The sequence below is a fragment of the Bradyrhizobium sp. SZCCHNS2022 genome, from assembly GCF_032377575.1.
In the GTDB taxonomy this organism is placed as follows: Bacteria; Pseudomonadota; Alphaproteobacteria; order Rhizobiales; family Xanthobacteraceae; genus Bradyrhizobium; species Bradyrhizobium aeschynomenes.
Window position 1 is genome coordinate 6,651,930 of sequence record NZ_JAUHHZ010000001.1, and the last position, 18,038, is coordinate 6,669,967.

The following is an 18,038-nucleotide window of genomic DNA, read 5'->3' on the forward strand; positions in this document are numbered from 1 at the left end:
TGACGGCTGTGGGTGGGGCAGTAGCGTCGATCTCATTGTCCTCGCAGGTCCACCGCTTCGCTGTAGCTGTCGCCATCTCGATCGCTGTCATCACCCGCGAAAGCGGCTGATCCAGTACGCCGTGGTCTCTCGTGGAGCCTCTGGCGTCTCTGGAATACTGGATCGCCCGGTCGAGCCGGGCGATGACAGCTGTGGGTGGGGAGGCAACGCCCAACCCAGCGAGATCATCGCTCGTGGAGGTCATGGCTCATGCGACTTCGTTCTCGCGCCGCGCGTTCGCGTCCGAGCTTTGCTCTTGCTCGCCCCTCGATCACGAGAGGCGCAGGGAAGGCCGGGTGCGGGCTGCACCCATGGCCCGCCTGCAGAAAAAATGCAGGCGGCAGAAACCACAGGCTCAGCCGAACACTCCGGCCTTCCCTGCGCGATGGATTTACGGTTGCTCCGTGGTCTCCCCGGTGCCCGGGCTTGTGGTCACCGTTGCCCGCGCGACGCGTTGGCGTCAGCGCCGGCGTGGCATCAGCATCGGGATGCCAGAACCCCACGACTTGGCCGTGCGCCTTGAGGACTGTCCGCCAGCATGATCGCTCACGCCGCAGCCCAAGACGCCCACCGCATCCCGCACCCGACGTCCGTGACGGTCGCGAACTGTCCCTCGTGTGGGACGGGATGCACGGATAAGAGCATGGTTTCTGGAAAAAAGAAATAGAAAAATCTTTGCGCCCGGGACTGGACAGGCCAAATCAGGTTGGGGACGTTGATGAATTCGGATTTGCGGATGAATCTCGATGCATGCGCCTGGCCGTCGCCACCTACCAGATGACAAGCTACTCGTAGAAAGAACTGAAGCGCGAGCATGGGCTCGTGCGTGCGTCTCGCAAGGACTTTGTCCGCGCCGATTCATTGCCCCTGCACAGTCCCACTTCGGACGTAAAGGCTGTCGATAACGACTTGCATCTAGCGTGTCGGGGGGAGACGGGTGATGTCGTTCACTGGGCTGCGGTCGGTCGTCCTGTGTCTGGGCCTGCTCACGCTGCCCGCGCTTGCGGCGGACAAGTCGGTGACGCCATATCTCCGCCCGGCCGAGACGAAGCCGGCGCCGACGCTGATGCAGCTGCTCGTCGCTGCGTTGAAGCCGAAGTCCGTGCATGCGGCCGAGCCTGCTCACAAGCCCAGGGTTCGACCCGCTGCCGCCGCGGCGAAGAAGCCGAAGACTCCGCCCGCCACCGCAGCGACCGAGCCGCCGCCGGCGCAGTCCACCACGGCTGGTGCCACGGAGCCGCCGGCGCAGTCCACGACGGTTGGCGCGGCGGTGACGCCGCCCGGGCCGCTGTACGAGACCGAGCTCGCCGCCAAGGGGCTGGAGCTGTTCAACGATACGAGCCTGTCGGGCGGCAACAAGGCGTCCTGCGCCACCTGCCACTTCTCGACCGGACACACCAACAACAAGACCTATGTCGGCCTTGATGTCGTTGCCGACGGTGACCCGAATGGCCGCAACACGCCGACCTTGTGGGGTGTCGGCGAGCGCGCGGTGTTCGGCTGGGCGGGGCAGGCGGCGACGCTCGAAGACAGCATCCGCGGCATCATCGTCAACCGCATGAAGGGCCCGGAGCCGTCGCAGCAGACCTTGGCGGCGCTGGTCGCCTATGTGCGCACCTTGAACTATCCGGCCAACTGGCAGGTCAAGGAGGACGGCACGCCGCGGCCCGACGCGAGCGCGGCCGTGAAGCGCGGCTACGATCTCTATATCGGCGATGGCGGCTGCGGCACCTGTCATCAGTTGCCGAGCTTCGACAAGAAGAGCAAGGACGACATCGGCACCGGCGGCAAGTTCAAGGTGCCGACCTTGCATGCGGTCGCATCGACCGCGCCGTACTTCCACGATGGCCGCACCGCATCGCTGCGCGATGCCGTCAAGCTCATGTGGGACGTCTATGCCAAGAAGATGGACTCGCGGCTGCCGACCGAGGACGAGGTCGACGATCTCACGGCGTATGTCGGGGCGCTGTAGCGCGGGTCTGAGCAGTCACCACATCGAGCTCTGACGTCCTGCCCGTCATTCCGGGGCGATCGGCAATGCGCAGCCGCGAAGCGGTTGTGCGTTGACGATCGAACCCGGAATCTCGAGGTTGTTAGGAAAGAATGCAATAACGTCGAGATTCCGGGTTCAAGGCCTGCGGCCTTGCCCCGGAATGACGTGGTGTGGGAACCAAGACGTCAGATGTTCGCGCCGAGGTCGGCGATGTCGTCGAACAGCACGCCCGTTTTCGACAGCAGCGATTCAAGCTCGTCGGTGGCGTCGGCGATGCCGCGCGTCGCGGTGTCGATGACGAGCTCCGCATCCAGCGGCGGCTCGTAGTCGGTGCCGATGCCGGTGAAGTTCTGCAAGTTTCCGGCGCGGGCCTTGGCGTAGTGGCCCTTGGGGTCGCGGCTCTCGCAGATCTCGGCGGCGGTGGCGACATAGACCTCGCGGAACAGGTCGCCGGCGACCCGACGCGCGGCGGCGCGATCCTCGCGCGCGGGCGACACCGCGGCGACGATCGCGATATGGCCGTTGCGGGCGAGATGGGTCGCGACCTCGGCGAGGCGGCGGATGTTCTCGGCGCGGTCCTCCGGCGTGAAGCCGAGATCCCTGTTGAGGCCGGCGCGCACGGTGTCGCCGTCGAGCAGCACGGGCGCGCCGCCGCGGCTGAACAGCCGCCGCTCCAGTGCCCGCGCGAGCGTGGACTTGCCGGCGCCGGGCAGGCCGGTCATCCAGACCACCGCGCCCTTGTGACGATAGCGGTCGGCGCGCTCCTGCGGCTGCAGCGCCGATTCCACCGGCATGATGTCGACCGGCGCGGCGCGCTTGCCCGCTGCGATCGACAGCACCAGCCCGCCGCCGGCGATGCGGCCCTGCACCTCGATGACCAGGCGGCCGGTGCGCGCATTCTCGGTGTAGGGGTCGACGGCGACCGGCTGGGTCAGCGCGATCTCGATCTCGCCGACATGGTTGCGCGCGATCGACGCGTTCTCCTCGTTCGACAGCGAGCCGGGATCGACCGCCTTCTCGATCGCGACCACGCTGCCGCGGGCCTCGCGAGTGCCGAGCCGCACCAGGATGTTGTCCCCTTTGGCGAGCGGCTGGTCGTGCAGCCAGAAGATGCGGGCATGCAGCCGGCGCGCGGCCTGCGGCTCGCGGCCGACATGGGCGATGACGTCGCCGCGCTCGATGAACAGCTCGCGGTCGAGCGTGATGCCGACCGAGCGTCCGGCGCCTTGCGGCGTCGTGACCGGCGTCTGCGGCCAGCCCTCGACGGTCTTGATCTTCGCGATCTTGCCGGCCGGCATGATCACGATCTCGTCGCCTGAGCGCAATTCGCCCGCCTCGACGCGGCCGGCGACGATGCGGCGGTCGTCGAACTTGTAGATCGCCTGCACCGGCAGGCGCAGCGGCAGGCTCGACAGCGGCTTGGCCGGCTCCAGGCCGTCGAGCGCTTCGACAACGGTCGGACCGCCATACCAGCCGATCCGCGAGGTCAGCTCGGCGACGCCGTCGCCGTCGCGCGCGGAGATCGGGATGACGGCGACCGGCTTGACGCCGAGGCCTTCGAGATGTGCCGAGATCTCGGCCTTGATCGCGTCGAAGCGGTCTTCGCCGAAATCGACGCGGTCCATCTTGTTGACGACGACCGCGACCTGCTTCACGCCGAGCAGATGCAGCAGATAGCCGTGGCGGCGGGTCTGGTCGCGCACGCCTTCGAGCGCGTCGATGATCAGCACCGCGCCGTCGGCCTGCGCGGCGCCGGTGATCATGTTGCGCAGGAACTCGGCATGGCCGGGCGCGTCGATCAGCACGACCTCGCGCGCATTGGTGCGGAAGCGGATCTGGGTGGTGTCGATGGTGATGCCCTGGTCACGCTCGGTCTGCAGCGCGTCGAGCAGGAACGACCATTCGAACGGCATGCCGCGGCGCGCCGACACCGCCTGCAGCATCTCCAGCTTGCCCTCGGGCAGGCTGCCGGTCTCATGCAGCAGGCGGCCGACCAGGGTCGACTTGCCGTGATCGACATGGCCGACGATGACGATGCGAACCTGCGGACGGGTGGTGCCGTTCGGCGTGGCGGGAGCGGCGGCCGGGACTCTCATGTTCATGATCCTCGGGCTCCGCTTTAGAGATAGCCGGCGACGCGCAGACGCTCGAAGGCGTCCTCGGTCTCATGGTCGAGCGCGCGTCCCGCGCGCTCCGGGACCTTGGTGCTTTCCAGCTCGGCGAGAATTTCCGCGATGTTCGAGGCGTTCGATGCGACGGGGAAGGTGATGTCCTGGTCGCCGAGCGAGCGATAGCGCTTGCCGTTTTTCGACAGATACAGCGGGATGATCGGGATGTTCTCGCGCGCGGTGTAGGCCCAGATGTCGGCCTCGGTCCAATGCAGGATCGGATGGATGCGCAAATGCGCGCCTTGCGGCGGCGAGGCGTTGAAATGGTCCCAGAACTCCGGCGGCTGGTCGCGGACGTCCCAGTTGCCCTCGGCGCCGCGCGGCGAGAACACGCGCTCCTTGGCGCGCGTCGCCTCCTCGTCGCGGCGAATGCCGGCGATCAGGCCGTCGAAGCCGTGCTTGGCGAGCGCCATCTTCAGGCCCTCGGTCTTCCGTGCAGCCGAGCGCGCAGCGGGGGGCAGCGTCGGATCGACCGCATCGATCGGCGGGCACGGCTCGATCTTCAGGTCGAGGCCCCATTCCTTCGCGTAGGTGTCGCGGAAGGCGTACATCTCCGGAAACTTCTTGGCCGTATCGACATGCATCGCCGGGAACGGTACGCGGCCGAAGAACGCCTTGCGCGCCAGCCAGATCATCACGTTGGAATCTTTTCCGAGCGACCACAGCAGCGCGAGCTTCTTCAACCGTGCAAAGGCCTCGCGGAGAATGTAAATGCTCTGCGCCTCCAGCTGATCGAGATGGTCCATCGTGGGCGCGGCGCTGAGGACGCGCGGCATGGAAGATGCTTGCTCGATCTCGGATGAGGGCAACCGGTCTCTGGAAACGTCGTTGGTGAGAATGTGCATGCTGTCAGCCATCGCCTGCTTGGGAGAAAATTCTATGGCGAAGCCAAGGAATAATTTTCTCTTTACGTCCGCGGCGTGACACTTATATAGAAAATAATTCCAGTCAACCCCGAAGTGTCGAAGCCGAAGAGCGCAATGCAATATCTGCCGGTATTTCTCGATCTCAAGACCGGCCCCGTGCTGCTGATCGGCGCGGGCGAGCTCGTGCGTGCCAAGCTGCGGGTATTGCTGTCCGCGGGTGCCCGCATCCGCTGGTTTGCGACCGATGGCGACTTCGATCTCGGCGGCTTGCGCGATGATCACGGCCAGATCGAGCGTGCTGACGGCGATCCGCTGAGTGCCGATCTCGTTGGCGTCATCGCGGTGCTGTGCGCGGGCGCCGGCGACATCGGCGTGGCAATGTCGGCGCGGGCGCGCAGCATGGGTCTTCCCGTCAACGTGATGGACGACCTCGCGCATTCCAGCTTCATCTTCCCGGCGATCGTCGATCGCGGCGACGTCGTGGTCGCGATCGGCACCGGCGGCTCGTCGCCGGTGGTGGCGCGGCGCGTGCGCGAGCGCATCGAGGCGCTGCTGCCGGCACGGATCGGCGAGCTCGCGAGCTTCATCGGCGATTTCCGCAAGACCATCAATCCGCGCATCTCCGAGATGCCGCTGCGGCGCCGGTTCTGGGAGCGCATCGTCGACGGCCCGATCGGCGCGCTGGTGCTGGCCGGCCGCAAGCAGGAAGCCGAGGCGGCGCTGCACGGCATCGCCGATCCCGCCGCATTCGCGGGCGCCGATCATGCCGGCCGCAGCGAAGGCCATGTCACCTTGGTCGGCGCCGGTCCCGGCGATCCCGATCTTCTCACGATCAAGGCGCTGCGCGCGCTGCAGGATGCCGACGTCGTGTTCTACGACGAGCTGGTGACGCCGGAGATTCTCGACCGCATCCGCCGCGACGCCTCGCGCGTGCCGGTCGGGCGTCGTGTCGGCAAGCCCGGCATCGGCCAGGAAGCCGTCAACAAGCTGCTGATCGACGCCGCGCGCGAAGGCAAGCGCGCGGTGCGCCTGAAGGGCGGCGACGCTTTCGTGTTCGGCCGCGGCGGCGAAGAAGTGGATGCGCTGCGCAAGGCCGGCGTGTCCTACAGCATCGTGCCGGGCATCACCGCCGGCATCGGCGCCGCCGCGCAGTTCGAGGTGCCCTTGACCTTCCGCAGCAAGGCGCTGCGCATCACCTTCCTCACCGCGCACAAGGAGCGCGACGCCGAGGCGGTCGACTGGTCGGTGCTGACCGACACCAAGATGACCGTCGTCGTCTACATGGGCATGACCGCGGCGCCCGCGGTGCGCTCTGGCCTGCTCGCTGCGGGCCGCTCGCCGCACACGCCTGTCGGCGTGTTCGCACGCGTGACGCGTCCCGATGCGCAGGCCGCGGTCGGGACGCTCGATCAATTGCCGGAGCTCGTTGCCAAGATCGATGGCGGCCCGGCCATCCTCATCATCGGTGACGTCGTGGCGCATTCGGCGCCGTGGCGTCAGCAGAACCTCAGTGGCGTGATTGAACAACTCCTGGAACCCGTCTGAATGACCTCTCCGCTGCAACAGAAGATCAAGATCACCGGTCCCTCGATCGTCACCGCGAACCGCACGTGGGACGGCGCCGTCATCTACCGCACCGGCAGCAAGAGCTGGTCCGATGAGCTGACCGACGCGGCGATCGTGCGCACCGCCGACGAGGCGCGCGCGCTGCTGACGGAAGCGGTGGCCGATGATCTCAACGCCATCGGCCCCTATATCGCGCCGGTCGAGGTCGCAGCCGACGGCGCAGTCAAGCCCGGCAACATGCGCGAACACATCCGGCTGACGGGCGCCACCATCGCGCTCCCGGCTCAAGCCTGAAGGCCTTCTCATGTATGCTTATGACGAAATCGACCGCACTTTGGTCAATGAGCGCGTCGCCGAATTCCGCGACCAGGTGAAGCGCCGCCTCTCGGGCGAACTGTCCGAGGACGAGTTCAAGATGCTGCGGCTGCAGAACGGCGTGTATCTCCAGCTGCACGCCTACATGTACCGCATCGCCATTCCCTACGGCACCCTGGCGTCGAACCAGCTGCGCCGGCTGGCGCATGTCGCGCGCCGCTACGATCGCGGCTATGGCCATTTCACGACCCGTCAGAACATCCAGTTCAATTGGATCAAGCTCGCCGAGCTGCCGGATGCGATGGCCGATCTCGCCGAGGTCGGCATCCAGTCGATGCAGACCTCCGGCAACAACATGCGCAACGTCACCTCGGACCAGTGGGCCGGCGTCGCGCCGGGCGAGGTCGAGGATCCCCGCATCTGGGCCGAGCTGCTGCGCCAGTTCACGACGCTTCATCCGGAATTCTCGTTCCTGCCGCGCAAGTTCAAGATCGCGATCACCGCGTCCGAGCACGATCGCGCCGCGATCAAGATCCACGACATCGGCCTGCGGCTCCTCAAGAACGAGCAGGGCGAGACCGGCTTCGAGGTGCTGGTCGGCGGCGGCCTCGGCCGCTCGCCGTTCATTGCCAAGACCATCAAGCCGTTCGTGCATGGCCACGACATTCTCAGCTATGTCGAGGCGATCCTGCGCGTCTACAATCAGTACGGCCGCCGCGACAACATCTACAAGGCCCGCATCAAGATCCTGGTGCACGAGCTCGGCATCGAGACATTCGCCGCCGAGGTCGAGGAGGAATGGCAGCAGATCCGCGACGGCGTGCTCAAGCTCGACCAGGGCATCATCGAGGACATCCGCTCGCGCTTCTTCTATCCGGCGTACGAGACGCTGCCGGCCATGCCGGACGAACTCAGGCAGGCCGCAGCCGATCCGACCTTCGAGGCCTGGCGCAAGAACTCGGTGTTCGCCCACAAGACGCAGGGCTATGCGATCGTGGTGGTGTCGCTGAAGCCCATCGGCAAGCCGCCGGGCGATGCGACCGCCGACCAGATGGATGCGCTCGCCGACATCGCCGACAAATATTCCTTCGGCGAGATCCGCGTCGGCCACGAGCAGAACCTGGCGCTGCCGCATGTCCGCAAGCGCGACCTGCCGGCGGTGTGGAAGGCGCTCGAGGCGATCGGGCTGGCGATCCCCAACGTCAACCTCGTCTCCGACATCATCGCCTGCCCGGGGCTCGACTATTGCTCGCTGGCGAATGCGCGCTCGATTCCGATCGCGCAGGAGATCACGCGGCGCTTCGCCAATCACGACACCGCGAACCTGATCGGCCGGCTGCACATCAACATCTCCGGCTGCATCAATGCCTGCGGCCATCATCATGTCGGCCACATCGGCATCCTCGGCGTCGAGAAGAACAACGAGGAATTCTACCAGATCACGATCGGCGGCCGTGCCGACGAGGGCGCCGAGCTCGGCAGCCTGATCGGCCCCGCGGTGCCCTATGCTGAAGTTGCCGATGTCGTCGAGGACATCGTCGAAGCCTATCTTGCGCTGCGCGCGCGCCCCGAGGAGCTGTTCGTCGACACGGTGAAGCGGCTCGGGGTCGAACCATTCAGGGAGCGGGTTTATGCCACTCGTTAAGGGCGGACACATCATCGCGGACGCGTTCGTCCGCCTCACCGACGATGCCGAGCTGCCTGCGCAGGGCGCGATCCTCGTCTCCGAGACGCGGTTTCTGGCCGGCCCCGAGGAGCTTGCCGGCCGCGCCGGTGGCAAGCTCGGCGTGATCTGGCCGAACAATCGCGATGTCGACGATCTCGTGCCCTATCTCGACCGGCTCGCGCTGGTCGCGCTGGTGTTCCCGAGCTTCCGCGACGGCCGCGCCTACACCCAGGCGCGCCTGCTGCGCGAGCGCTACGGCTATCGCGGCGAGTTGCGCGCCACGGGCCAGGTGCTGCGCGATCAGTTCGTGTTCATGCTGCGCGCCGGCTTCGACGCGTTCGACGTCAAGAAGCAGGCGGACGCGGAAGCGTTCACCGAGACCGTGAAGCGCTATTCGGTGTTCTACCAGCCGGCCGGCGATGGCCGCATCTCGGCGTTGCATCAGCGGTTGCAGCTGCGTCATTCGGAGAGTGCAGGACTGTGAGCACTTTGGCTGCATCGTCGTCCCCCGGACTGGTGCCGGTCGCGTCGCTGGACGCCGCGCTACGCACGGCCTCGCCGCAAGAGGTCATCGCGGCTGCATTGCAGGCGATCGGCCGCGAGCGGCTTGCGGTCGTCTCCTCCTTCGGATCGGAATCGGCGGCGCTGCTGAAAGTGACCGCCGATGTCGATCCGGCGATCCCGGTGATCTTCCTCGACACCGGGCACATGTTCGCGGAGACGCTCGCTTACCGCGACCGGCTGATCGAGATCCTTGGCTTGCGCGACGTACGCTCGATCAAGCCCGACGCCGCGGCCCTGGCGCGCGAGGATGCCGACAACGAACTCTGGTTCTCCGATCCCGACGCCTGCTGCCGCATCCGCAAGGTCGAGCCGTTGGCGCGGGCGCTGGCGCCCTTCGCAGCCTGGATCAACGGCCGCAAGCGTTTCCAGGGCGGCTTGCGTGCAGCGATTCCCGTCGTCGAGCAGGACGGCGCGCGGGTGAAATTCAATCCGTTCGCCAATGTGACCCGCGACGACATCGCGGACATCTATCGCTTGGCGGACCTGCCGCAGCATCCGCTGGTGGCCGCGGGCTTCCGCTCGATCGGCTGCATGCCCTGCACGAGCCGGTCGGATCATGGCGAAGACGAACGCGCGGGCCGTTGGCGCGGCCGTGACAAGACCGAATGCGGCATCCACACGGTGGCAACCTCGGCGGTTTAGTTGAATCCCGATCGGCTCTGAGGGCAGTCACGACGACATTGTGTCGCGGCAAGAACAGCTATGCCGAGGCTGGGCACATCGTAGCAAAATGCTGATGTCCAGCCGGAAACAAGAAAATCCGGTTTCGTTGACTCGGACGGGCAGATCCGGCGATCTGCAGGGCGCGCCTGCGATATCGCGGGCCTGGAATGGAGAGCTTCGATGATGCGGCGTGTTCTGGCGGTTGTCGCTGGTCTGGCCTGGGCGGGATCGGCCTATGCCGCCGACGTGAGCCTGCTCAACGTGTCCTACGATCCGACCCGTGAGCTGTATGTCGAGTTCAACAAGGCGTTTGCGGCGAGCTATCAGAAGGAGACCGGCAAGAGCGTCGAGATCAAGCAGTCGCATGGCGGCTCTGGCGCCCAGGCGCGCAGCGTGATGGACGGCCTGCAGGCCGACGTCGTGACCCTGGCGCTGGCCTATGACATCGACGCCATCGCGGGCAGGGGGCTGCTCGACAAGGATTGGCAGAAGCGTTTGCCGCAGAACGCCGCGCCCTACACCTCGACCATCGTGTTCCTGGTCCGCAAGGGCAACCCCAAGGGCATCAAGGACTGGGACGACCTGCTCAAGTCGGGGGTCGACGTCATCACCCCCAATCCGAAGACCTCCGGCGGCGCCCGCTGGAACTACTTGGCCGCCTGGGGCTACCAGCTGAAGAAGACCGGCTCGGCCGACAAGGCCAGGCAGTTCGTCGCCGACCTTTATAAGCACGTTCCCGTGCTCGACACCGGCGCCCGCGGTGCCACCGTCACCTTCGTCGAGCGCGGCGTCGGCGACGTGCTGCTGGCCTGGGAGAACGAGGCCTATCTGGCATTGAAAGAATTCGGTAAGGAAAAGTTCGAGATCATCTCGCCGTCATTGTCGATCCTGGCCGAACCGCCAGTTGCCGTCGTCGACCGGGTTGTGGCCAAGAAGGGCACGCAGGCGGCTGCCGAAGCTTATCTGAAGTACTGGTATACGAAGGAAGGCCAGGAAATCGCCGCACGCAACTTCTATCGTCCGCGCGATCCCGACGTGGCCAGGACCTACGCCGACGCGTTCGCCAAGCTCGATCTGTTCACGATCGACGACGTGTTCGGCGGCTGGACCAAGGCGCAGAAGGATCATTTCGGCGAGGGCGGCATCTTCGATCAGATCTACAAGAACTGATGATGCGGTACGGGATAGGGACATCGGAATGAGCCAGGTGGCTTCTTGAGCGTACTTGCACCCCGTCGCAGCACCTTGCCGGGCTTCGGTCTCACCATGGGACTGACGCTGACCTGGCTGTCCCTGATCGTGCTGATTCCCCTGGCCGGGCTGTTCGTCCGCTCGACCGACCTGAGCCTGGCGCAGTTCTGGGATATCGTCACCAGCCGGCGCACGTTGAGCGCGCTGAAGATCTCGTTCGGCCTCTCTTTCGCGGCTGCGTGCGTCAATCTCGTGATGGGCACGATCGTGGTCTGGGCGCTGGTGCGCTACCGCTTCCCGGGCCGACGGCTGTTCGACGCCATCGTCGACGTGCCGTTCGCGCTGCCGACGGCGGTCGCCGGTGTGGCGCTGACGGCGCTGTTCGCGCAAAAGGGCTGGCTCGGCGCGCCGCTGGCCGCGATGGGGATCAAGGTGGCGTTCACGCCGCTCGGCATCTTCATCGCGATGATCTTCATCGGCATCCCCTTCGTGGTCCGCACCGTGCAGCCGGTGCTGATCGATCTCGATCCGGAAATAGAGGAGGCGGCTGCCAGCCTCGGCGCCAGCCGCTGGCACATCGTCACCAAGGTGATCCTGCCGAGCCTGACGCCGGCGTTGCTCACCGGCTTCGCGCTCGCCTTCGCCCGCGCGGTCGGCGAGTACGGCTCGGTGATCTTCATCGCCGGCAATCTCCCGAACGTCTCCGAGATTGCTCCCCTGTTGATCGTGATCCGCCTGTCCGAGTTCCGCTATGCCGACGCCACGGCCATTGCAGTGGTGATGCTCGTGGTGGCATTCGTAATCATCTTCGCGGTGAATCGCCTGCAGCGCTGGGCCCAGTCCCAGGCGTCCACCTGAGGCCGCGACATGAGCATCGAGATGACCCTGCAACGGACGCCGGACGCTTCGGCGCGCAGCCTTGCCGAGAGCGCCGCCCGCCGCGATCCGCGCGCCGAGCCTGCCATCGTTCGCGTCGCCATCATCACCCTGGCGATCGCCTTTCTGTCCGTTTTCGTCGTGCTGCCGCTGGTGGTCGTGTTCGTGGAGGCGTTCGGCAGGGGCGTGGTGGCCTACCTGTCCGCGCTGGCCGACCCCGAGGCGTGGTCCGCCATCCGCCTCACGCTCGGTGTTGCGGCCGTCTCGGTCGGCACCAACCTGGTGTTCGGCCTTGCCGCCGCCTGGGCGATCACCAAGTTCGACTTTCCCGGCAAGACCTTCCTGATCACGTTGATCGACCTGCCGTTCTCGGTGAGCCCCGTCATCTCCGGCCTCGTCTTCGTGCTGCTGTTCGGCGCGCAGGGCTTTCTCGGGCCGTGGCTGCAGGATCACGATCTGCAGATTCTCTTCGCGTTTCCCGGCATTGCGCTCGCCACGATCTTCGTCACATTTCCATTCGTGGCTCGCGCCCTGATCCCGCTGATGCAGGAGCAGGGCACGCAGGAGGAGGAGGCGGCGATCTCGCTCGGCGCTTCGGGCCTGCAGACCTTCTTCCGCGTCACCTTGCCCAACATCAAATGGGGCGTGCTGTATGGCGTCCTGCTGTGCAACGCGCGGGCGATGGGCGAGTTCGGCGCGGTGTCGGTGGTGTCCGGCCACATCCGCGGCGAGACCAACACGATGCCGCTGCTGGTCGAGATCCTCTACAACGAGTACCAGATGGTGGCGTCGTTCGCGATCGCCTCGCTGCTCGCGATGCTGGCGCTGATCACGCTCATCGCCAAGACCATTCTCGAACGCAACATCGACGGGGACATGCCGCATGACGATTGAAGCGAGAGGCGTCGTCAAGAGCTTCGGCGCGTTCAAGGCGCTCGACGGCGTCGATCTCAAGGTCGCCAATGGCGAACTGCTGGCGCTGCTCGGCCCCTCAGGCTCCGGCAAGACCACGCTTCTGCGCATCATCGCCGGTTTGGAATGGCCCGACGCCGGCGAGATCCTGTTCGACGGCGAGAACGCGCTCGACCGTGGTGCGCGCGAGCGCCATGTCGGCTTCGTGTTCCAGCACTACGCGCTGTTCCGGCACATGAACGTGTTCGAGAACGTCGCCTTCGGCCTGCGCGTGCAGCCGCGTCGCATCCGCAAGACCGAGGCGCAGATCCGCGCGCGCGTGAAGGAGCTGCTCGACCTCGTGCAGCTCGACTGGCTCGCCGACCGCTATCCGAGCCAGCTCTCCGGCGGCCAGCGCCAGCGTATCGCGCTGGCACGCGCGCTCGCCATCGAGCCGCGCATTCTGCTGCTCGACGAGCCGTTCGGCGCGCTCGACGCCAAGGTGCGCAAGGAGCTCAGGCAATGGCTGCGCACCCTGCATCACTCGATCAACGTCACGTCGATCTTCGTCACGCACGATCAGGAGGAGGCGCTGGAGGTCGCACACCGCGTCGTGGTGATGGACAAGGGCCGCATCGAGCAGGTCGGCTCTCCCAGCGACGTCTATGACAGCCCGGCGACCGCCTTCGTCCATGGCTTCATCGGCGAGTCGATCATGCTGCCGGTGGAGATCACCGGCGGCGCCGTGCATCTCAACGGCCGGCCTCTGGACATCGCCGTGGAGGGCGGCGCCGCTGGCGCCTCAACGTTGTTCGTGCGCCGCCACGACATGCTGATCGGTCCGGCCGACAGCGGCACGCTGCATGGCGCCGTGACCCATGTGCGCAGCTTCGGTCCGGTGCAGCGCGCCGAGATCGCGCTCACGGAAGGCTCCACCATCGAGATCGACGCCCCGCGCGATCGCGAGCTGCGCATCGGCGATAGGGTCGGACTGAAGCCGCGGCATTACCGGATCTTCGCCGGCGGGTAGCGGCGGCTTGCTCGCTGCACTTCCCGTGCGGCTGCCCCTCACCCCAGCCCTCTCCCCGTGAAGGACGGGGAGAGGGAGCGCAGCGCTCGTGCGGCGACAGCTTGCCAAGTCGCACTGTTCATCTGCACGCTGGCTCCTCAACCATCAGTGTCGTCCCGGACAAGCCCGGCAACGCGAAAGCGTTGGCGGGCGCCGATCCGGGATCCATACTCCGTGCAGCCTGTTCGAGGCACGCTGGAGCGGCATCACGTCTCACCAGAGCCGCTGCGGATTATGGGTCCCGGCGCGGAGGCCGGGACGACACCGAGGGTGTTGCGCCGTCCTTGGCTTGACCGAACTGCCATTATGGTTGACGAACCGTTGCCGGCCGGAACGGCTCGAATTGCATCGATGGAACTTACCGTCGATTCACCTTTCAGCCACGGTTGATGTGCAACAACCCGCCTCTGTTATCGGCATAGGGATCGGTTCATTGAAGCATCGGGCAATCGCTTTCTCCATCGCATTCCTGCTCGCCGGCTGCGCGGCGGAGGCGCCGGTCGTGCAGGCGCCGACCATGTATGCCGACATGGCGGTTGCCGGAGCAAAGCTCGATGCCGTCGCTGCCGCGACGATGATCTCACAGTACCGTCAGAACAACGGGCTCGGCACGGTCGAGGTCGACCCCGAGCTGATGCGGCTCGCGGAGTCGCAATCGAACGCGATGGCCGACAAGAACAAGCTCGATCACGACGTGCGTGCGCCGCTGGCCAAGCGCCTGACGGGTGCGGGCTATGATGCGGTGGTGGCGGTGGAGAACGTCTCGGCCGGCTACCATACGCTGGCGGAGGCCTTTTCCGGCTGGCGGGACTCGCCGCCGCACCGGGCCAACATGCTCAAGACGGGTGTCACCAAAATAGGCATCGCCGCGAGCTACGCGCCCAATACCAAGTACAAGGTGTTCTGGACCATGATTCTGGCCGCGCCGGATGCCAAGAAGCCGTCGTGACAGGCAGGCCTGCCGCAGCCTTGCGCACTGGTGCCGCGTCCGCGGCGATCTCGTGTGACGGTCGTCACCCAGACCTTGGGGTGGATTGACGTCACCGCGAAGTGACGCCACGGTGGCGCCTCGCTTTGCTAATGACCGCCGTAATGACGCAACATCCATTTCCCCCGCAGCCCGCAACCCCCACCCAGTCGCAACGTGTTCTCGTCCTGCAGGGCGGCGGCGCGCTCGGCTCCTATCAGGCCGGCGCCTACCAGGCGCTGTGTCATTTCGACTTCGAGCCGGAATGGGTCGCCGGTATTTCGATCGGCGCGATCAATGCCGCGATCATCGCCGGCAATGACCGCGACAGGCGCATCGGCCGTCTCAAGGAGTTCTGGGAGATGGTGTCGTCCCCGGTGCCTTGGAAGCCGCTGCTCGACGGCGACCATCACCGCTCGGCCTTCAACGAGGCGAGCGCGGCGCTCATCGCGGCGTTCGGCGTGCCCGGCTTCTTCACGCCGCGCTTCCCGCCGGCCCCGCTGTGGCCGGCCGGCAGCCTGCAATCCGTCAGCTACTACGACACTGCGCCGTTGAAGCGGACGCTCGAGCGGCTGGTCGATTTCGATCGCATCAACGACCTCAAGACGCGTCTGTCGGTCGGCGCCGTCGGCGTCACCACCGGCAACTTCACCTATTTCGACAATGTCGAATTCAAGAAGCAGGGCAAGCGTATCGGGCCTGAGCACATCATGGCCTCGGGCGCGCTGCCGCCCGGCTTCCCGCCGGTCGAGATCGACGGCGAGCATTACTGGGACGGCGGCATCGCGTCGAACACGCCGCTGGACTACGTGCTCGACAGCGAGACCGATCGCGATCTGCTGATCTTCCAGGTCGACCTGTTCTCCGCCCGTGGCGAACTGCCGCGAACCCTGCTGGAAGCGGCCGAGCGCGAGAAGGACATCCGCTATTCGAGCCGCACGCGGATGAACACCGACAAGAACCGGATGATCCACAACACGCGCAAGGCGTTCCGCGAGCTCTACGCCAAGCTGCCCGACGAGCTGCGCAACGATCCGTCGCTGGAGATCCTGTGCAAGGCGGCGCAGGAGAACACCGTGACGGTGGTGCACCTGATCTATCGCAGCAAGAACTACGAGACGTCCTCCAAGGACTATGATTTTTCCCATGTCGCGATGGTCGAGCATTGGGAGGCGGGTGTGCGCGACGTCCACCAGTCGATGAGTCACAAGGACTGGCTGGAGCGGCCGCAGTCCGGCGAGACCATGGTCACCTACGATCTCACGCAGGACGGCGGCCTCGCCGCCGCCAAGAAGGAGTGAAGCACATGACGACGAATTTGAAGGGCAAGACCGCGGTCGTGACCGGCTCGACCAGCGGCATCGGGCTCGCTTATGCGCGCGCCTTTGCCTCGGCCGGCGCAAACATCGTCCTCAACGGCTTCGGCGCGCCCGCCGACATCGAGAAGGAGCGTGCCGCGATCGAGAGCGACTTCAAGGTGAAGGCCGTGCACTCGCCGGCCGACATGAGCAAGCCGGCCGAGATCGCCGGCATGATCGCGCTCGGCGAGACGACGTTCGGCTCGGTCGACATCCTCGTCAACAATGCCGGCATCCAGTTCGTCTCGCCGGTCGAAGACTTCCCGCCGGAGAAGTGGGAGCAGATCATCGCCATCAATCTCTCGTCTGCCTTCTATGGCATCCGCGCCGCGGTGCCGGGCATGAAGAAGCGCGGCTGGGGCCGCATCATCAACACGGCCTCCGCGCATTCGCTGGTGGCCTCGCCGTTCAAGTCGGCCTATGTCTCGGCCAAGCACGGCATCGCCGGGCTCACCAAGACGGTGGCGCTCGAGCTCGCCACCTTCAAGATCACCTGCAACTGCATCTCGCCGGGCTACGTCTGGACGCCGCTGGTCGAGAAGCAGATCCCCGACACGATGAAGGCGCGCAATCTCACCAAGGAGCAGGTCATCAACGACGTGCTGCTGGCGGCACAGCCGACCAAGGAGTTCGTGACGTCGGAGCAGGTGGCGGCGCTGGCGCTGTTCCTGTGCGGTGACGATGCCGCGCAGATCACCGGCACCAATCTGTCGATCGACGGCGGCTGGACCGCCGCGTAGCTTTGTTCGATTGGGGCGGGGCCTGCCCCACCCTTGCTGTCATCGTCCGCGCAGGCGGACGATCCAGTATTCCAGAGACGGCAGTGCGTGATCGAGAGGCCGCGGCGTACTGGATTCCCTGCCTTCGCGGGGAACGACCGAGGGTGTCGCGAGGTCGAGCGCCTCTCACGCGAAGCGATCAAATTCGCGCCGGAGCGGGTTTCGCTTCGGCGCGCGCTATTCTACAAGCGTGCGTTTCCACGGCTAGCGCACGGACCTCATCTTGCTGACCACCATCATCGGCCTCGGCGCCGCCACCTGCACCACATGCTCGTTCCTGCCCCAGGTCATCAAGGCGTGGCGCTCGCGCTCGACCCACGACATCTCGATGGGCATGTTTGTGCTGCAGACCACCGGCAACTCGATGTGGCTGCTCTACGGCGCGCTGATCAGCGACCTGCCGCTGGTCGTCGCCAACGCCATCACGCTGGGTCTGGTCGCGGCGATCCTCGGCCTGAAGCTGCGCTACGGTTAGGCGCTGATGATGGCTTCCGATCCGGTGCGCCTGAGCAAATTCCTGAGTCTCGTGCTGCGGCATCAGCCGGAGACGATCGGCCTCGCGCTGGACGCCCAGGGCTGGGTTGTCATCGATGATCTGATCGCCCGCGCCGCCGCGGCGGGAACGGCGTTCAGCCGGGCGGACCTCGAGCACGTGGTCGCGACCAGTGACAAGAAGCGCTTCACCGTCTCGGAGGATGGGCAGCGCATTCGCGCCGCGCAGGGCCATTCGGTGGCTGTCGAGCTCGGCCTGACGCCGCGCGAGCCGCCGGCTGTGCTCTATCACGGCACGGCGACCCGGTTCGTCGAATCGATCATGGCGCAGGGCTTGAAGCCGCAATCACGCCAGCAGGTGCATCTGTCTCTCGACCACGCGACGGCTGTGAATGTCGGGCGGCGGCACGGCAAGCCGATCGTGCTGCGGGTCGATGCCGCAGCGATGCATCGTGCGGGCCTGCGATTCTACGTTGCTGACAACGGTGTCTGGCTGACCGACGTGGTGCCGCCGGAATTCCTGACCACTGCCGCCGCGCCCTGAGCTGAGCACGGTCCGGCCGACATGCGGAACG

At 66.1% G+C, this 18,038-nt stretch carries 17 protein-coding genes; 15 read left to right on the forward strand and 2 right to left on the reverse strand.

The window, feature by feature from the left end; genetic code table 11:
* Nucleotides 1-979 precede the first annotated feature (979 nt).
* Nucleotides 980-2,011 (forward strand): cytochrome-c peroxidase, encoded by a 1,032-nt coding sequence (locus QXZ94_RS29715; protein ID WP_315724419.1) that lies wholly within the window; start codon nucleotides 980-982, stop codon nucleotides 2,009-2,011.
* A gap of 206 nt (nucleotides 2,012-2,217) precedes the next feature.
* Here the strand turns inward: QXZ94_RS29715 and cysC are convergent, their stop codons facing one another.
* Nucleotides 2,218-4,134: an adenylyl-sulfate kinase gene (gene cysC / locus QXZ94_RS29720; protein WP_315724421.1), complete on the reverse strand. Its 1,917-nt coding sequence runs from the start codon at nucleotides 4,132-4,134 to the stop codon at nucleotides 2,218-2,220.
* Nucleotides 4,135-4,151: 17 nt separating this feature from the next.
* Entirely contained in the window at nucleotides 4,152-4,946 is a 795-nt protein-coding gene (gene cysD / locus QXZ94_RS29725) for a sulfate adenylyltransferase subunit CysD (RefSeq protein WP_172110560.1), read from the reverse strand.
* A gap of 234 nt (nucleotides 4,947-5,180) precedes the next feature.
* On the opposite strand from cysD, the gene cysG reads away from it, so the two are divergent.
* The 14 genes from cysG to QXZ94_RS29795 all read left to right on the forward strand — a co-directional run bounded on the left by cysG (nucleotide 5,181) and on the right by QXZ94_RS29795 (nucleotide 18,007).
* Nucleotides 5,181-6,611, forward strand: coding sequence for a siroheme synthase CysG (gene cysG, locus QXZ94_RS29730; RefSeq protein ID WP_315724423.1), 1,431 nt, complete (start codon nucleotides 5,181-5,183; stop codon nucleotides 6,609-6,611).
* The gene (locus QXZ94_RS29735; RefSeq protein ID WP_011924226.1) at nucleotides 6,612-6,926 is read left to right on the forward strand and encodes a DUF2849 domain-containing protein; all 315 of its coding nucleotides are present in this window, start codon (nucleotides 6,612-6,614) and stop codon (nucleotides 6,924-6,926) included.
* Between the two features lie 10 nt (nucleotides 6,927-6,936).
* Entirely contained in the window at nucleotides 6,937-8,592 is a 1,656-nt protein-coding gene (locus QXZ94_RS29740) for a nitrite/sulfite reductase (RefSeq protein WP_315724427.1), read from the forward strand.
* Nucleotides 8,579-9,097 (forward strand): DUF934 domain-containing protein, encoded by a 519-nt coding sequence (locus QXZ94_RS29745; protein ID WP_315724430.1) that lies wholly within the window; start codon nucleotides 8,579-8,581, stop codon nucleotides 9,095-9,097. The genes QXZ94_RS29740 and QXZ94_RS29745 overlap by 14 nt, the downstream gene beginning before the upstream one ends.
* Nucleotides 9,094-9,819 (forward strand): phosphoadenylyl-sulfate reductase, encoded by a 726-nt coding sequence (locus QXZ94_RS29750; RefSeq protein ID WP_315724432.1) that lies wholly within the window; start codon nucleotides 9,094-9,096, stop codon nucleotides 9,817-9,819. The genes QXZ94_RS29745 and QXZ94_RS29750 overlap by 4 nt, the downstream gene beginning before the upstream one ends.
* Nucleotides 9,820-10,020: 201 nt before the next feature.
* A complete protein-coding gene (locus QXZ94_RS29755; RefSeq protein ID WP_315724433.1) occupies nucleotides 10,021-11,010 on the forward strand; it encodes a sulfate ABC transporter substrate-binding protein in 990 nt (329 codons plus the stop codon).
* A 45-nt stretch (nucleotides 11,011-11,055) separates the two neighbouring features.
* Nucleotides 11,056-11,889 (forward strand): sulfate ABC transporter permease subunit CysT, encoded by an 834-nt coding sequence (gene cysT / locus QXZ94_RS29760; protein WP_172110048.1) that lies wholly within the window; start codon nucleotides 11,056-11,058, stop codon nucleotides 11,887-11,889.
* A 9-nt stretch (nucleotides 11,890-11,898) separates the two neighbouring features.
* Complete coding sequence (gene cysW / locus QXZ94_RS29765) at nucleotides 11,899-12,801, forward strand: sulfate ABC transporter permease subunit CysW (protein WP_315724435.1); 903 nt, start codon at nucleotides 11,899-11,901, stop codon at nucleotides 12,799-12,801.
* Nucleotides 12,791-13,828: a sulfate ABC transporter ATP-binding protein gene (locus tag QXZ94_RS29770; protein ID WP_315724437.1), complete on the forward strand. Its 1,038-nt coding sequence runs from the start codon at nucleotides 12,791-12,793 to the stop codon at nucleotides 13,826-13,828. Before cysW ends, QXZ94_RS29770 begins: the two co-directional genes overlap by 11 nt.
* Before the next feature lie 472 nt (nucleotides 13,829-14,300).
* Nucleotides 14,301-14,816: a CAP domain-containing protein gene (locus QXZ94_RS29775; RefSeq protein WP_315726611.1), complete on the forward strand. Its 516-nt coding sequence runs from the start codon at nucleotides 14,301-14,303 to the stop codon at nucleotides 14,814-14,816.
* A gap of 143 nt (nucleotides 14,817-14,959) precedes the next feature.
* Entirely contained in the window at nucleotides 14,960-16,135 is a 1,176-nt protein-coding gene (locus tag QXZ94_RS29780) for a patatin-like phospholipase family protein (protein WP_315724439.1), read from the forward strand.
* Nucleotides 16,136-16,140: 5 nt separating this feature from the next.
* Nucleotides 16,141-16,932 (forward strand): 3-hydroxybutyrate dehydrogenase, encoded by a 792-nt coding sequence (locus QXZ94_RS29785; protein WP_172134430.1) that lies wholly within the window; start codon nucleotides 16,141-16,143, stop codon nucleotides 16,930-16,932.
* A 262-nt stretch (nucleotides 16,933-17,194) separates the two neighbouring features.
* Nucleotides 17,195-17,446, forward strand: coding sequence for a SemiSWEET transporter (locus tag QXZ94_RS29790; RefSeq protein WP_006614646.1), 252 nt, complete (start codon nucleotides 17,195-17,197; stop codon nucleotides 17,444-17,446).
* A gap of 9 nt (nucleotides 17,447-17,455) precedes the next feature.
* Nucleotides 17,456-18,007 (forward strand): RNA 2'-phosphotransferase, encoded by a 552-nt coding sequence (locus QXZ94_RS29795; protein ID WP_315726613.1) that lies wholly within the window; start codon nucleotides 17,456-17,458, stop codon nucleotides 18,005-18,007.
* Nucleotides 18,008-18,038: the final 31 nt, after the last annotated feature.

Excerpts from the sequence above, each read along its gene's own strand:
- QXZ94_RS29715 (WP_315724419.1), top strand. The coding sequence starts at position 980 with ATGTCGTTCACTGGGCTGCGGTCGGTCGTCCTGTGTCTGGGCCTGCTC.
- cysC (WP_315724421.1), bottom strand. The coding sequence starts at position 4,134 with ATGAACATGAGAGTCCCGGCCGCCGCTCCCGCCACGCCGAACGGCACC.
- cysD (WP_172110560.1), bottom strand. The coding sequence starts at position 4,946 with ATGGACCATCTCGATCAGCTGGAGGCGCAGAGCATTTACATTCTCCGC.
- cysG (WP_315724423.1), top strand. The coding sequence starts at position 5,181 with ATGCAATATCTGCCGGTATTTCTCGATCTCAAGACCGGCCCCGTGCTG.
- QXZ94_RS29735 (WP_011924226.1), top strand. The coding sequence starts at position 6,612 with ATGACCTCTCCGCTGCAACAGAAGATCAAGATCACCGGTCCCTCGATC.
- QXZ94_RS29740 (WP_315724427.1), top strand. The coding sequence starts at position 6,937 with ATGTATGCTTATGACGAAATCGACCGCACTTTGGTCAATGAGCGCGTC.
- QXZ94_RS29745 (WP_315724430.1), top strand. The coding sequence starts at position 8,579 with ATGCCACTCGTTAAGGGCGGACACATCATCGCGGACGCGTTCGTCCGC.
- QXZ94_RS29755 (WP_315724433.1), top strand. The coding sequence starts at position 10,021 with ATGATGCGGCGTGTTCTGGCGGTTGTCGCTGGTCTGGCCTGGGCGGGA.
- cysW (WP_315724435.1), top strand. The coding sequence starts at position 11,899 with ATGAGCATCGAGATGACCCTGCAACGGACGCCGGACGCTTCGGCGCGC.
- QXZ94_RS29770 (WP_315724437.1), top strand. The coding sequence starts at position 12,791 with ATGACGATTGAAGCGAGAGGCGTCGTCAAGAGCTTCGGCGCGTTCAAG.
- QXZ94_RS29780 (WP_315724439.1), top strand. The coding sequence starts at position 14,960 with ATGACGCAACATCCATTTCCCCCGCAGCCCGCAACCCCCACCCAGTCG.
- QXZ94_RS29785 (WP_172134430.1), top strand. The coding sequence starts at position 16,141 with ATGACGACGAATTTGAAGGGCAAGACCGCGGTCGTGACCGGCTCGACC.
- QXZ94_RS29795 (WP_315726613.1), top strand. The coding sequence starts at position 17,456 with ATGGCTTCCGATCCGGTGCGCCTGAGCAAATTCCTGAGTCTCGTGCTG.